We start from the raw sequence: 13,946 nt of genomic DNA, 5'->3' as shown, positions 1-13,946 counted from the left end.
AATTCAAAATTTAATTAATCTAACTAGCTACAGCAGTTTCGGGAGTAGTTTCATTGCTGGCATCAAGCAGGGGCAAAAACTTACGGATTAAGCCTACAGTAACCGCAGGCAGTTCTAATTGAGGGGTAAATCCGACATCATCTAAAGTGTACAAAATGCGAATTGCCTGGGGATTTAGTTCTGCCAAACGACTACCGACTTCGGGACCCGTGAACTTAGAAGACCTTCCCCAAATCAAGGCAGTAGGAACTGTTAATTGAGAAATATGCTCTGCCAGATCGAAACAAAGATCGCCTCTGACAAATGAAAGTGCCGCATATTCAGCATTGGGTTGTCGAGCCGACTGCAAGTAAGCTTCTACCATTTCTGGATAGACCCGATCTTTATTCGCAAACTGTCGCTGTTCGAGAAAACTGCGAATGCCAAAACTATTAGCAACACCAGTAGTGTAAAGGACGCGGTCGATAATTGGCGTACCTGCAAGTTGAGTAAAAAAGTTATCTTGATAATTGTTACCAAACTCTAATAAACCTGCTGCCGTAGTCAAAATTAACGACTTAAATAATTCGGGACGGGAGATCGCCACCTTAATCGTAAACGCTGCCGTCAATGCCGAACCAATTACCGTAACGGGACTAGTACAAGCTTTAGCAATAAATTCTTCAATAGTAGTAACGTAGTCTTCTACTTTATAGTCTCGCTCTGGATGTTCCGATCTTCCCCAACCCAGCATATCGGGAGCGACAATACGATATTCTGCGGCAAAAGCTGGATAAACCTTCGACCATTCATAAGCAGAAGAACCGCCTCCCAATCCATGCAAAAACACCAAACTCGGTCTTATATCGTTACTGTTGTCATTACTATCCCAAGGTTGTCCTTCATTAGTGTAATAAACGATTTCACCTAAACTGGTATTTAGAGATTTTTGCTCGAAACCTGGTGGTATAAACATAGCGATATCCTACTAACAATAAATGGTCACAAGCTAAAATATTTCTCGACCATCTTGTTTTAAGAATGTCTTAAAGCCGACTAGATAAACATCACCCCAAAGTCGTAGAACAATGAACAGTGAACAGTGAACAGTTGCTCATTGCTAAATGCTCATTGCTCATTGATTTAAATTGAGTCTATTGGTTTTGTAGATCGATGAGAATATTTTGTACTTGCTGATAAAAATCATCGCCGCGATCGTAATATTGTTTTAATTCGTTAAACCGATCTATAGTTAGGTTGTGTTCTCTAACAATTTGCCGCGATTCATTACAGTAACGCTCGGCAATTTGGCGAACTTGGCGATCGAGATCTTGAAGAGTTTCGGGTTGATTGCAGACGATATTGGGTGGCGCTCCAGAGATTGACGATTTAATTTCTTGATATGCCTTTTGTCTCAATAATTCCACTTCAAAACCCGCTCTAGCATAATTACGAGCTTCATCTTCGGTATAATCTCTTGCATAAGCGTAAGTAATGCCAGTAAGAGGAAAAGAGCGGACAGATACTTCTGGTATTAAGCCGCACATGATCCCCATTGCCGCCATAATGCCCGTAGTAGAAATACGAATTAAAATTTTACTTGAGTTACCAATAGACATAATCGCGAACACAAAAATTAAAACGGATTGCTGTATTATTTTGAGTTGTTTTTTACTGTATATGTTCCTGATTTTTGTTTTTGGCTAAAACAAAATTTAGAGATTTACCAAACCTCTACAAATCGAGGCGATCGATACGCCCTCAAAGTTACATCAAAAAATTTAAAGTGTCGAACTCTTTCTAGTTTTATTAAAAACCATTATAAGTATTAACAACAATACTAAGTACTAATGAAAAATGCTTTACCACCTTGATTTTCGGGTAGAATATCCAGCTACTATGAGTCAAAAAGATTTATTTACTATTTGGACGCAAGAAGCAGAAGCAGCTTTAGAAGCTAAAAAAGCAGGTACGATTGTAGATCTGTGGAAATGTGTCGGTACTCGTCGGGTTATTGCTATAGTCGATATTGATTCAAATGACGCTTTAGATACTCTGCTGCTCGATTTACCAATTATGAAAGAACTAGGTCATCACGTACATCTTGTCGTAACACCACTACGACCTTATGAAAACTATGCTGCCGATCTGAAAAAAAGATTATAACAGCAAAATTAATAATCATTGTTACTTGAGTTATTATAGATTCTGTCCTGAAAGTAAAAGCTAGAATAACGTAGATTCGTTCACAATTCTATTTTCATTTTTGGGTTGTGAATGACAGTTCATGGCATCTCTTGCAGTATTTCGATTACATCGAATAACTTTAAAATTTCGTATTTGCTAGGCTGCCAAGTAGGGCAAAGTAATGATAAAAGTAGTACCCACTCCTATTTCGCTTTCAACCGAAATAAAACCGCCATTTAAATCTACTGCTCTTTTAACAATAGGCAAACCCAATCCAGTACCTGGAATTAAACCTACATTATTGCAGCGATGAAAAGTTTCAAATAATCTGTCTTGTTCTGAGGGAGGAACCCCAATCCCAAAATCCCGAATTTGAAAAATTGCTCGTTCTGGTTCACAGCACAAATCAAAATTTACTTTGTTGCTGTTAGGTGAATATTTGATCGCATTAGAAAGTAAATTTTGCAAAATAAGCCTGAGTAACTTTTTGTCTAAACACACATTGTTTATATTTAATGGTTGCTTTGAAACGGTTTCGTCTTGTGGAAGGCAATTGCCGCCAAATTCTGAATAACTATTATTTTGAAACATAATCTGATGTGTCTTGGTAGTCAACTGCATTTCTTCGACTAATTCATAGCAAAATTGGAGCAAATTTACTTCGGTTGGGTTTAGCTCTAGTTTTCCTGCGTCTGCTTTACCTAATAACAGCACATCGTTTAATAATTCGGTCATGTGTTTGACAGAACTTTGAATACGGCGTAAGTGATTGAGCTTTTTTTCTTCGTTCCATTTGTAGCCATAGTGTTCGAGTAACTCGGTAGATGTCAATATAGATGTCAGAGGCGTACGTAGATCGTGCGATGCCATATTAACAAAGCGGCTTTTAAGCTCGTTAAGTTTCTTTTCTTGTTCTAAAGTATTGCGAATTTCTTGCTCTATGCGTTTTTTTTCGGTAATATCGCGAATAATCGCCATTAGTTCTCTAGCGTCACTAACAGCTATCCGAGCCTCGTAATATCGAGTTTCACCGTCAATTGACAAGTGATACTCGCAAAGCTGAACTTTCTGAGTAGCTAAAGCTGCGATGATACTATTCGTCATAACATCGGCTACTTCTGGAGGCAAAACTTCGTCTAGTCTTTTGCCAATAATGTCGCTCGTACATGTAAGAGGAACTCTAGTATCTTTAGAAGCTTTAAAATTGATTAATTTACAATCTTCACTAATCCGAAACATCCAATCAGGAATAGTATCGAGCAAGGCGCGATTGGTTGCCATGCTGGAGCGCAGTGCATCCTCAGATTTTTTCTTTTGCAGGATCGAACCTATTTGAGAAGCAACAGATTGAAGTAAGCGCAGCGTTTCTTCATTTTCTGGGCGATTGGCAAAATCAAAGAAGATAAATACTGCAACAACTTTCTCATCAGCAATTATAGGAACTCCTAAAGCAGTTTGTAGTTGTAATCGACTAATTGTTTTTTCTCTATGGGAAACTATCTCAATCATTGTGGTAGCAAGATCTTCAATCCATACTAGCTGTTTGGTAGCCCAAACTTGCCCTGGAATACCAACGTTGCTAGCAAAACTAATTTTTTGACTAATTTTTCTTAAAATAGCGATTTCTGATGTATTGCTAAAGTAAGCTGGACTCAGTTTAAGTTTGTTCTCTTTTAAATCTGGAATCCAAGCCTCAGCATAAGCCCAGCTAATATATTCACTTATTTCCTGTAAAGCAGAAAAAATTGCTTCGGTAAAGTCTTCAGCTTTTGATGCAGATTGAATAATTTGATGTAAGAAACGTATTTCGCGCTCTACTTGCTTCCGCCTAATAATTTCAGATTTTAAGTTTTGATTACTTGCGGCTAATTGTGAAGTACGCTCTACAACTCTATTTTCTAGATCCTCATGTGCTTTTTTAAGATCGTTTTCTGCTTGTTTGCGCTCGGTAATCTCAGAGAAATAACATCTAATTGTTTGGCTACTGGCAATTAGATGTATGGACTGCTCAAAAATTCGTTTGTCTACTGTAACTTCACGTACCGAAACGTCTTGCTCTGCTTTTTCTACCAGCGCAATTATTCCAGATAAAACTGGATGTTGCAATTTATTTTTTTTGATGTCTGGAAAATATTTTAGTGCGACTGGATTGAGATAAGTAATGTTACCTTTTAAATCCATTTCCACAATTGGCGCAGAAAACAGTTCGGGAATAGAAGCTAATCGTTCTAGAGAATTTTGAATGAGTTCTCTGCGTTCTTCAGCAGATATAGCTCCAGTTTGATGAGATGAAGATTTAGCTCTATCCGAACTAGACATCAGACAAGTAACTTCTTCATCTGGTACAAAATTATAATTATTTTGTTCTATAGAGATATTGTAAGTAGCGGTAATATCATCGGCAAAAGCAATGCGGTCGCCATCCTCTAAATCGTATGAGAGACAAACATTCCCATTGACTTTAAAACCGTTCGTACTGCGATTTCCTTGAGGATCGCCATCAATAATGCGAAACTGATAAGCGTTATTTGTTATGGGAATTCGGAGCAAAAAAGCATGGTAGCGAGAAATTTTTGTAGAATTTAAGACAATTGTGTTGCGAGGATCGCGTCCGATAGAGCAGGCTTCAGACTCTAGTTTAATAATACTTTTGCTTTTACCATCTTCAACAATCAAGAAATGTCTGGCGTTATCAAGATTATTAATTGACATTTAGCTTAAAATTTAAATAGACTTAATATACATTAAGATTCCCAAAAGCAACTGATAAATTACTATCGTCCGACAGGTTATTGATATACTGTTAAATTCATCCCAGGTTGCTTACGACTTGGAAGGAAAAGTCTCGGTCGTTAATAGTCAATGGTCGATCAAATGTGCTAAAGAGAAGAAAGTAATGAGATAAAATAAAAACAATCGCGTTTCCGATTACATTTTAGAAAGCATGCTTTTCTTGCTGCTTCTCCTCACTGTGTTTTTTTAAGCTTCTAAATCGATCGCTTTTAAAGTTTCCCCTAGCTTGTCAGCTATGCCCTCAATCCAGCGTTCATCTTGCTTGGTATAGCTGCGGGGCGCATTTGCCCCTAAGATCAAAACGCCATGTTTGCCCAAAGGCTGACAGATTACTCCTTGCGTATTTTCTGGTAGATAATCAAATTCAACTCTGCCAGGGTAGAGAGCTAGATTGACTAAATAAACGGGTTGTTGCTTGTCTAAAACTCGCTGTAAAATTGCCCCTGGTTTGACTGTGGCATTTTTTCCCAAAACACCGCGCCGCAATAAAGTTTTGCCTCGGTCGTATACGACTAGAGATCGCGTTGCCGTATTACTTAAAAGTAAATGAGAAGCCCAGGCTAGCTCGGTTTTAATTGGCTCGGAAAGTTCGGGGGCAAATTCTAACCCTCGTTCGCCAATTAAAGTTACCACATCTGGCGATCGCGGCTGAATCTGCTGCCAAATCAAGCCAACTAAAATCAATACTGCTGCTTCAATAACTCCCACGACATCTGAGCGAGCTTGTGCATCGGTTAGCCCAACACTTAGCAAGCGATTTATTAATAATAGTAGTCCTCCCAATCCGCCAGCAAAAATTGGTAACAAACGTAAAATGCGATTGGGATCGTTCATAAGTAGCAAGTAGTGAGTAGCGAGTAGAAAGTAGTGAGTAGCGAGTAAAAACTTTATGCTCTTGCCTGTTGCCTATTCCCCATTCCCTGTTCTCTAGCCCCTAAATTACTCTCTACTTCCTACTTTCTACTTTTTTTACTGTTCCCCATCTTCTAGAATACGCTGGAATAAGTAACCCGTTCCTCTAGCTGTAAGAATCAGTTCTGGATTACTAGGATCGTCTTCTAGTTTGGCACGAAGGCGAGAAATGTGAACGTCTACAACGCGAGTGTCTACATGACGTTCGGGAGTATACCCCCAAACTTCCTGCAAAATTTCCGAGCGAGAAAAAGGTTCTCCAGAGCGACTTACCAATAGTTCTAAGAGACTAAACTCCATACCAGTTAGTCGAATGCGTTCGTCGCCTTTGTATACCTGTCTTTTGTTGGTATCGATTCTAATCGAACCGACGTGAATTACTCCCGAACTAGGAATGCCTGGTGCGCCATCTTTGTCTACCCGACGCAAGACCGAACGAATTCTGGCTTCTAATTCCTTGGGTGAAAAAGGTTTGACTACGTAATCATCGGCACCCAACTCCAAACCCGTAATGCGATCGGCAACATCACCTAAAGCTGTTAGCATAATAATGGGGATATCTGACTCTTTACGTAGTTCCTGACAGACACCATAGCCATCCAACTTAGGCATCATTACGTCTAGAACTACCAAACTAGGTTCGCTGGTGCGGAAAGTTTCTAAAGCCTCTTCACCATCTGCTGCGGTAACGACATCATAGCCAATCATTGATAGGCGAGTTTCCAAAATGCGGCGGATACTAGCTTCATCATCAACAACTAAAATTTTTTCTTTATGAGTTTCCAAACTACTACTCTCTCCTTATTTAAAGTAAAATTTTTAATTTAGTTTCTGTTTTTTATGCTTGAATTTTAGACTACCTTTTTATCAACTAACTATTGAGGTCAGGTATTTATTCTATTGCAATTGCGATCGCTACCCCTGGCTTTTTTTAGATTGAATTTAGCTTTAAAACCATTTGAATTTTTCTGAGATTTATATATATATGTTTATTGTCCGACATTTAATCGATCTATCCAAGATATTTTCACAATATTTTTTTATAACCCTAGATTACGATGGCTAAATCCAAACAAATATATGTTTGTAGCGAATGTGGTGCTGAATACACTCAATGGTTTGGACTTTGTAAGGAGTGTAATGAATTTGGCACGATTTCTGAAGAACCAATAGAAGTTTCTCCTAGTGGCGGCTATAGTCGCGCTGGCTGGCAATCTCAGACTAGAGGAACTGCCAAAGCTGCAACCCCTGCTAAGCCAAGGGTATCGTTAAAATTTTCCCAAATTAATAATGACGTACAGGCTCGTTTTCCGTCGGGTTATGGCGAATTAGACCGAGTTTTGGGAGGTGGAGTCGTACCTGGTTCCCTGGTCTTGATTGGGGGCGATCCTGGCATTGGCAAATCGACATTATTATTACAAGTAGCCAATCAGCTATCTTATCGTTTGCCACGTATTCTATACGTTTCTGCAGAAGAATCGGGACAGCAGGTAAAATTAAGGGCATCGCGATTGGATGTAGATAAAACACCCGAACCAGTTTTAGTAGAATCTCGAAATAATGGTAACGGTAAGTTAGATAGGGCGAGTGAATTGTCAGAACCCGAAAGCAACCTCTATGTAATGCCAGAAACCGACCTGGAGGAAATTTTGCGGGAACTAGAATCTTTAAAACCCCAGGTAGCGGTAATTGATAGTATTCAAACTCTACATTTTGCGGCATTGACTTCCGCACCAGGATCGGTAGCGCAGGTAAGAGAATGTACTTCGGCATTAATGCAGGTAGGCAAAAGAGAAAATATCACCCTATTAATTGTCGGTCACGTAACCAAAGAAGGCGCGATCGCAGGTCCCAGGGTTTTAGAACACTTAGTAGATACAGTACTGTATTTTGAGGGCGATCGCTATGCTTCTCATCGTCTCTTGCGTTCGGTTAAAAACCGCTTTGGGGCAACCCATGAAATCGGCATTTTTGAAATGGCAGATAAGGGTTTGGTCGAAGTAGACAATCCTTCCAAGCTGTTTTTGGGCAACCGCGATGAAGTCTCCCCTGGTACCTCAATCGTCGTCGCCTGTGAAGGTACTCGTCCTTTGGTAGTAGAAATTCAGGCATTAGTCAGTCCTACCAGCTATACTTCACCCCGTCGTTCTACTACGGGTATCGATTACAATCGCCTCCAGCAGATTTTGGCAGTATTAGAAAAAAGAGTCGGCATTCCCCTGTCCAAACTAGATGCTTACGTATCTTCCGTAGGAGGATTGGGAGTAGGAGAACCCGCCGCCGATTTGGGAGTAGCGATCGCCATCGTTGCCAGTTTTCGCGATCGCATCGTCGATCCGCGCACCGTGGCTATCGGCGAAGTCGGTTTGGGAGGACAGGTAAGATTGGTATCGCAGATGGAATTGAGGCTTAAAGAAGCAGCAAAATTAGGCTTTAGAAGGGCGATCGTGCCTAAAGGACAAAGCCTACCTGACGATATCGGACTAGAGATAGTAGCTATTTCTAGAGTGATCGATGCTATCATCGCCGCAATTCCTTCAGAGCGATCGCCCGAATGAATTAGCGATCGCTTAAGGAGAACAATGCAATTTTTGCAATCGTGATATATTTTTTAAGAATAGTAACTATTATTTTACAAACGGCGATCGAATTAGAATTAATAAATATTTGAGGAGACTAAAAATATGAGTGAAGGATGTTTGCGAGTCGGACAACAAGCTCCCGAGTTTACTGCTACGGCTGTATTCGACCAAGAATTTAAAATTGTTAAACTATCTGACTATCGCGATCGCTACGTAGTTTTGTTTTTTTATCCCTTAGACTTTACTTTTGTTTGTCCGACAGAAATTATTGCTTTTAGCGATCGCTATAACGAATTTCAAGAGCTAGATACAGAAATTTTAGGCGTATCTGTAGATAGCGAATTTTCCCATCTAGCCTGGATTCAAACTCCCCGTAAAGAAGGCGGTATTGGTGATATCGAATATCCTTTGATTTCTGATATCAAAAAAGAACTTAGCACTGACTACAACGTTCTCGATCCAGAAGCGGGAGTTGCTTTAAGGGGATTATTTATCATCGACCGAGATGGTATTATCCAACACTCGACAATTAACAATCTTTCCTTTGGTCGCAGCGTTGAAGAAACTCTCCGTACTCTCAAAGCAATTCAATACGTTCAGGCTCATCCCGAAGAAGTTTGTCCTGCTGAATGGGTAGAAGGCGACAAAACCATGATTCCCGATCCCAAAGACTCAAAAGTTTATTTCTCTTCAACTAATTAAACTAGCCGTTAATAATAAAAATTGTCCAAAAACAGCTACTAGTTTAAATTAATGGCAATGAATCTAGATCGAATCGTTCCTTTTGGGCGATCGTTAGATGAATACAGACAGATGTTTGCTCTTACTTCACAAGAGCTTGCCAGCAAAAAAATTTTGGGGGTGGGTGATGGACCTGCTAGCTTTAACGCCGAAGCTACTCAAATTTCGGCTTGCATTACCTCAATAGATCCAATTTATCAATTTAGCGGTGCGGAAATTCAGCGCAGATTTGACGCTGTAGTAGATAACATTATCACTCAAGTTATTAATAGTCCCAATGATTGGGTATGGTCGTATCATAAATCTCCTCAAGCTTTAAAAACCAGTCGCATCCGCAGTCTTAAAACCTTTTTAGCAGACTACGAACGGGGCAAACGAACAGGAAGATATCAAGTTCGAGCTTTACCAAAATTAGAGTTTAGCGACCTCAGCTTCGATTTAGCTTTGTGTTCCCATTTGTTGTTTTTATATTCTCAACAGCTAGACCGCACCTTTCATCTAGAATCAATTCGCGAACTACTTAGGGTTAGCCGAGAAATACGAATTTTTCCCCTACTAACTCTAAATCTAGAATTATCTCCTTATCTTGAATTAGTAACTTTGGAATTTCTAGATCGAGGCTACGATGTCGCGATCGAACCAGTAGCTTATGAATTGCAAAAAGGAGCTAATTCGATGCTAGTCCTCAAGCATTGCGAATAAATAAACAACTGCAAATATTTGGTTTCGATAACCAAAACTACAGCTTTGGCTAGATACTCTATCAAACTATGTGGCTTTATATTTGCGATCGACCGCAATTAAGAGGAAAAAATTTTATGGGTTTTTTAAGTAAGCTATTCGGCAAAAAAGAAGAAGAAAAAGCAGCAAAATCGCCAAAGGTATCGGTTTCATCAGCCGCCAAGGAAAATTCTATTCCTCCAGAGAAAGTAGGATTAGACGGCAAATTTGATGAAAGCGGTTTGGCAAAGCGAGTTGCCAAAGCTTTAGATGATGCCAATATTTCCGATGAAGTAGGACTCTGGGTAGCTCAGTCAGGCAGCAAAGTCATACTAAAATATAATGAAGATGCTAAAAGTATCTTAGATAGAGCAGAACAAGTAGCTAAAGGTGTAGACGGAGCATCTGGGGTAGAAACTATGCCCAACGCCTAACTTTTAGTACGAGTCGGCTAATTAAATATTAATTTAAATACTAGAATGCCTCGTTGCATCTAGTTTTTTGTTTTTTGTCGATAGCGTATTTACGCTCGATCCAGTTCGGGATGGCTGTGGGGAGCTAAAGAACCATCTGGTAACAGGGCAATAGAAAAATAACGTATGCGAACTCGTTGAGCTTTGGTACGAGCAATATCCATTACGTCTCTAACTTTTACAGGCATTACTCCATTAACAGGATATGCCCACCACTCTCCTACCAGACAAAAAGGTTCGCAATAGCCATGCTCCTGACACCATCGCAGGCAAACTACTTTGGCAGCAGTTGTAAGATCGGGATATACAGTAGTTCTATCTATGTTGTTGTCCAGCACGATCGCCCCATAGATTAATCAGTAAGTAATGTGTAAGTATAAAATTTTTATTTAGAGTCAATACATAATAACTAAAAAGCCATAACGCAATCGCACTCTATCAAATTAAGTCAATAAAGAAAAAGATATAATATCTTTAGTTAATAGTTAATATTGCCTAAAAACTGCTTCATGCCCGTAGAACTTCAAACCGAAATCGAACAAGCCGTAGCCAGCCGTCGTAATTTTGCAATTATTTCCCACCCCGACGCAGGGAAAACCACCTTAACCGAAAAATTATTACTCTACGGAGGCGCGATCCACGAAGCGGGTGCGGTAAAAGCCAGACGAGCGCAGCGCAAAGCAACTTCAGACTGGATGGAAATGGAGCAACAACGGGGTATTTCGATTACCTCGACTGTATTGCAGTTTATTTATAACGACTATCAAATCAATTTATTAGATACCCCAGGACACCAGGACTTTAGTGAAGATACCTACCGTACCCTGGCAGCAGCAGATAATTCAGTAATGTTAATTGACGTGGCAAAAGGTCTGGAGCCACAGACGCGCAAACTATTTGAAGTTTGCCAGATGCGATCGCTGCCAATTTTTACCTTTGTTAACAAGCTAGACCGCCCTGGACGCGAAGCATTTGAACTAATCGACGAAATCGAACAGGAACTCGGACTACAAACTTATGCCGTCAATTGGCCTATCGGTATGGGCGATCGCTTTAAAGGAGTGTTCGATCGCCGCAAACGACAAATACACTTGTTTGAGCGTCGCGCACACGGTAGTAAAGCCGCACAAGACTTGGTTATCGACCTTGGCGATCCGCGCATCGAAGAGTTTTTAGAACAAGACCTCTACTATCAGCTAAAAGAAGAATTAGAAATTCTCGACGAAGTCGGCTCTGACTTTGACTTAGAACAGGTACAGGCGGGAAAAATGACCCCTGTATTTTTTGGCAGTGCCATGACCAACTTTGGAGTAGAGTTATTTCTAGAGGCTTTTTTAGAATATGCACTACAGCCAGAACCCCACAATTCATCTATCGGAGAAGTCGAGCCTACCTATCCCGAATTTACGGGATTTGTATTTAAGCTTCAGGCGAACATGGATCCCAAACACCGCGATCGTGTAGCTTTTGTCCGTGTCTGTACGGGGAAATTTGAAAAAGACATGAACGTACAGCACGCCAGAACGGGTAAAACGGTGCGTTTATCCCGTCCTCAGAAGCTTTTCGCGCAAGGTAGAGAATCATTGGATGAGGCATATCCAGGAGATGTTATTGGTTTGAATAATCCTGGGGTATTTGCGATCGGCGATACAATCTATCAGGGTAAAAAGCTAGAGTATGAGGGCATACCTTGTTTTTCTCCCGAAATGTTTGCCTATCTTAAAAATCCCAACCCTTCTAAATTTAAACAGTTTCAAAAAGGTATTAAAGAACTGCGAGAAGAAGGCGCGGTGCAGATTATGTATTCTACCGACGAATTCAAACGCGACCCGATTTTGGCAGCAGTAGGACAGCTTCAGTTTGAAGTAGTCCAGTTCCGCATGAGTAGTGAATATAACGTAGAAACTAAATTAGAACTATTACCCTATAGTGTGGCGCGTTGGGTTGAAGGCGGGTGGTCGGCTTTAAAGAAAGCAGGCAGAATCTTTAATGCGATCGCTGTTAAAGATAACTGGGGCAGACCTGTATTACTGTTTAAAAATGAATGGAATTTACGTCAGGTACAGCAAGACCAACCAGATTTAAAGCTTAACTCTACTGCACCTGTAGGCGCGGGTTTAGAACCAGAGAAGGACTGATAAATAAATACTGAATTGTTAATTTAATTCAATTTAAAGCTTTTTCGCGAATGTAGATGAGGCTGGTATTTTCAAATGCTGCTGACTCAACTTTACTTTCGGGAACGGGAAGAGCTATTTCTCCGAGCAAAGCTTGAGTACGAAGTCGATTGCTTATTAGTTCGAGACTTATTTCCAGACCGCCAATGTCGGCAGAATCGTTCACACTCCAGTATTTTGATTCTAAGAAATTACTTTTGTTTGCCTTTGAGATCGCGCGAGGTTGCTTTTTAATAGTACGCATTTTAATTTACCTAACTGTTTAAACTTAGAAAATTATAGTATTCGATTTCCTGAAGTGATTTGCCCTTATTTAAAACTAAAGTTGTGTCATGCTCTTGACGAGAATGTCTCAATGCTGTCAAATTTTGCTTGATGAGGTAGCTTTTTAAATATTCCAAGCTTTAGGCTTCAGACATAACTAATGTGAAAATTGCTATAAGTTGGCAACGTCGCGATCGCTCTTTAAAAGCTCGAACTACAAATTTATTTTTTTGCCACAGAGTTTTGATTAAATTGACACTAAATCGACATATATGCTCCATAAACTAATAAATGTGCGGATTTACAAGGAAAAAAGCTATATTTAAGCCAAACTTCTTCATTTAAAGCAGATTAACTAATATAAGAAGAACCGCTTAATATTAAATTTTGTTAGAGCTTCAATTTCCTTGGTTAAACCACTTCTCTTTTATTGGAGCTTAATAACCATGTCATTCAAACTTGTTCCATTCGTTCCCATAGCAGCAGGTTTGGCTATTCTAGCCACTCCTCTAGTTGCTTCGGCACAAACTAATATTTCTGGACGAGAAAATAACTATTCCCAAACAACTGTGCCTCATAGCTATCCCGATACAATTAACCCCCAAGATTCAACTGACTATCCCGTCAATACTCCTCAAGATTCTTTTGACTACGAGAAACCAGTCATACCACAAAATCAAAACTACACCAATTCTAGTGAAACTACTGAGCCCATAGTTCCTAATTACGTAGGATTGGGTGGTAGTAACCGCGGTATAGCTTTAGATTCCAAGTTTGCTTTAAGCAACCGTTTTTCTATAAGACCGATGGCAATTGGCGATTTAGATTCAGACAATCAAAATGGAGATTTTACGGTGCCAGTTACCTACGATTTTCAGCCAGTTTTTGGTAACAAACTTCAGCCTTACGCTGGCGCGGGATTGGGTGGTAGTACCGAAAATGATGGTAGCGTCGGCGGAGTTATAACTGCTGGTGTAGATTACCCAATTAATAAACGTTTAACAGCTAACGCCAACATCAATTACGATGCTTTTGGCAATGATGATACCAATGCTGTAGTCGGTGTTGCTGCTAATTTCAACGGTTAAAAATTTAGAGCGCATTATGCGATAAAAAGG

The 13,946-nt window shown here is 39.9% G+C and carries 14 protein-coding genes; 7 read left to right on the top strand and 7 right to left on the bottom strand.

Annotated features, from left to right (window positions below; genetic code table 11):
• Window positions 1–19: 19 nt before the first annotated feature.
• Window positions 20–955 (bottom strand): alpha/beta fold hydrolase, encoded by a 936-nt coding sequence (locus tag KV40_RS04480; RefSeq protein WP_036478370.1) that lies wholly within the window; start codon window positions 953–955, stop codon window positions 20–22.
• Window positions 956–1,133: 178 nt separating this feature from the next.
• On the bottom strand, window positions 1,134–1,598 hold the full coding sequence (locus KV40_RS04475) for a DUF4168 domain-containing protein (protein WP_036478369.1): 465 nt from the start codon (window positions 1,596–1,598) through the stop codon (window positions 1,134–1,136).
• A gap of 238 nt (window positions 1,599–1,836) precedes the next feature.
• Between KV40_RS04475 and KV40_RS04470 the strand changes: the two genes are divergently transcribed.
• On the top strand, window positions 1,837–2,145 hold the full coding sequence (locus KV40_RS04470) for a muconolactone Delta-isomerase family protein (protein WP_072013773.1): 309 nt from the start codon (window positions 1,837–1,839) through the stop codon (window positions 2,143–2,145).
• Between the two features lie 177 nt (window positions 2,146–2,322).
• Here KV40_RS04470 and KV40_RS04465 read toward each other — a convergent pair whose 3' ends face one another.
• From KV40_RS04465 to rpaB, 3 genes are all read right to left on the bottom strand, one after another.
• On the bottom strand, window positions 2,323–4,878 hold the full coding sequence (locus KV40_RS04465; RefSeq protein WP_156113940.1) for an ATP-binding protein: 2,556 nt from the start codon (window positions 4,876–4,878) through the stop codon (window positions 2,323–2,325).
• A gap of 267 nt (window positions 4,879–5,145) precedes the next feature.
• Window positions 5,146–5,793: a cofactor assembly of complex C subunit B gene (locus KV40_RS04460; protein ID WP_036478367.1), complete on the bottom strand. Its 648-nt coding sequence runs from the start codon at window positions 5,791–5,793 to the stop codon at window positions 5,146–5,148.
• 135 nt (window positions 5,794–5,928) lie between these two features.
• Window positions 5,929–6,657: a response regulator transcription factor RpaB gene (rpaB, locus tag KV40_RS04455; RefSeq protein ID WP_036478366.1), complete on the bottom strand. Its 729-nt coding sequence runs from the start codon at window positions 6,655–6,657 to the stop codon at window positions 5,929–5,931.
• A 272-nt stretch (window positions 6,658–6,929) separates the two neighbouring features.
• Between rpaB and radA the strand changes: the two genes are divergently transcribed.
• The 4 genes from radA to KV40_RS04435 all read left to right on the top strand — a co-directional run bounded on the left by radA (window position 6,930) and on the right by KV40_RS04435 (window position 10,348).
• Window positions 6,930–8,429 (top strand): DNA repair protein RadA, encoded by a 1,500-nt coding sequence (gene radA, locus KV40_RS04450; protein ID WP_036478365.1) that lies wholly within the window; start codon window positions 6,930–6,932, stop codon window positions 8,427–8,429.
• A 126-nt stretch (window positions 8,430–8,555) separates the two neighbouring features.
• A complete protein-coding gene (locus tag KV40_RS04445; RefSeq protein ID WP_036478364.1) occupies window positions 8,556–9,155 on the top strand; it encodes a peroxiredoxin in 600 nt (199 codons plus the stop codon).
• A 51-nt stretch (window positions 9,156–9,206) separates the two neighbouring features.
• On the top strand, window positions 9,207–9,896 hold the full coding sequence (locus tag KV40_RS04440) for a hypothetical protein (RefSeq protein WP_036478363.1): 690 nt from the start codon (window positions 9,207–9,209) through the stop codon (window positions 9,894–9,896).
• Between the two features lie 68 nt (window positions 9,897–9,964).
• On the top strand, window positions 9,965–10,348 hold the full coding sequence (locus KV40_RS04435) for a hypothetical protein (RefSeq protein WP_253274163.1): 384 nt from the start codon (window positions 9,965–9,967) through the stop codon (window positions 10,346–10,348).
• A gap of 89 nt (window positions 10,349–10,437) precedes the next feature.
• Here KV40_RS04435 and KV40_RS04430 read toward each other — a convergent pair whose 3' ends face one another.
• Window positions 10,438–10,725: a hypothetical protein gene (locus tag KV40_RS04430; protein WP_036478362.1), complete on the bottom strand. Its 288-nt coding sequence runs from the start codon at window positions 10,723–10,725 to the stop codon at window positions 10,438–10,440.
• Between the two features lie 171 nt (window positions 10,726–10,896).
• On the opposite strand from KV40_RS04430, the gene prfC reads away from it, so the two are divergent.
• Window positions 10,897–12,525, top strand: a complete 1,629-nt coding sequence (gene prfC / locus KV40_RS04425) for a peptide chain release factor 3 (protein ID WP_036478361.1) — start codon at window positions 10,897–10,899, stop codon at window positions 12,523–12,525.
• Between the two features lie 28 nt (window positions 12,526–12,553).
• On the opposite strand, the gene KV40_RS04420 is transcribed toward prfC, so the two are convergent.
• On the bottom strand, window positions 12,554–12,808 hold the full coding sequence (locus tag KV40_RS04420) for a hypothetical protein (protein ID WP_036478360.1): 255 nt from the start codon (window positions 12,806–12,808) through the stop codon (window positions 12,554–12,556).
• Window positions 12,809–13,274: 466 nt separating this feature from the next.
• On the opposite strand from KV40_RS04420, the gene KV40_RS31820 reads away from it, so the two are divergent.
• Window positions 13,275–13,916, top strand: a complete 642-nt coding sequence (locus KV40_RS31820; protein WP_052055349.1) for an outer membrane protein — start codon at window positions 13,275–13,277, stop codon at window positions 13,914–13,916.
• The last annotated feature ends 30 nt before the right edge of the window (window positions 13,917–13,946 follow it).

Source organism: Myxosarcina sp. GI1, assembly GCF_000756305.1.
GTDB lineage: Bacteria > Cyanobacteriota > Cyanobacteriia > Cyanobacteriales > Xenococcaceae > Myxosarcina.
This window is presented reverse-complemented; position numbering and strand designations above follow the sequence as displayed.

What these genes read in the sequence shown, in the direction of transcription:
- KV40_RS04480 (WP_036478370.1), bottom strand. Translation starts at nt 955, where the DNA reads ATGTTTATACCACCAGGTTTCGAGCAAAAATCTCTAAATACCAGTTTA.
- KV40_RS04475 (WP_036478369.1), bottom strand. Translation starts at nt 1,598, where the DNA reads ATGTCTATTGGTAACTCAAGTAAAATTTTAATTCGTATTTCTACTACG.
- KV40_RS04470 (WP_072013773.1), top strand. Translation starts at nt 1,837, where the DNA reads ATGCTTTACCACCTTGATTTTCGGGTAGAATATCCAGCTACTATGAGT.
- KV40_RS04465 (WP_156113940.1), bottom strand. Translation starts at nt 4,878, where the DNA reads ATGTCAATTAATAATCTTGATAACGCCAGACATTTCTTGATTGTTGAA.
- KV40_RS04460 (WP_036478367.1), bottom strand. Translation starts at nt 5,793, where the DNA reads ATGAACGATCCCAATCGCATTTTACGTTTGTTACCAATTTTTGCTGGC.
- radA (WP_036478365.1), top strand. Translation starts at nt 6,930, where the DNA reads ATGGCTAAATCCAAACAAATATATGTTTGTAGCGAATGTGGTGCTGAA.
- KV40_RS04445 (WP_036478364.1), top strand. Translation starts at nt 8,556, where the DNA reads ATGAGTGAAGGATGTTTGCGAGTCGGACAACAAGCTCCCGAGTTTACT.
- KV40_RS04440 (WP_036478363.1), top strand. Translation starts at nt 9,207, where the DNA reads ATGGCAATGAATCTAGATCGAATCGTTCCTTTTGGGCGATCGTTAGAT.
- KV40_RS04435 (WP_253274163.1), top strand. Translation starts at nt 9,965, where the DNA reads ATGTGGCTTTATATTTGCGATCGACCGCAATTAAGAGGAAAAAATTTT.
- prfC (WP_036478361.1), top strand. Translation starts at nt 10,897, where the DNA reads ATGCCCGTAGAACTTCAAACCGAAATCGAACAAGCCGTAGCCAGCCGT.
- KV40_RS04420 (WP_036478360.1), bottom strand. Translation starts at nt 12,808, where the DNA reads ATGCGTACTATTAAAAAGCAACCTCGCGCGATCTCAAAGGCAAACAAA.
- KV40_RS31820 (WP_052055349.1), top strand. Translation starts at nt 13,275, where the DNA reads ATGTCATTCAAACTTGTTCCATTCGTTCCCATAGCAGCAGGTTTGGCT.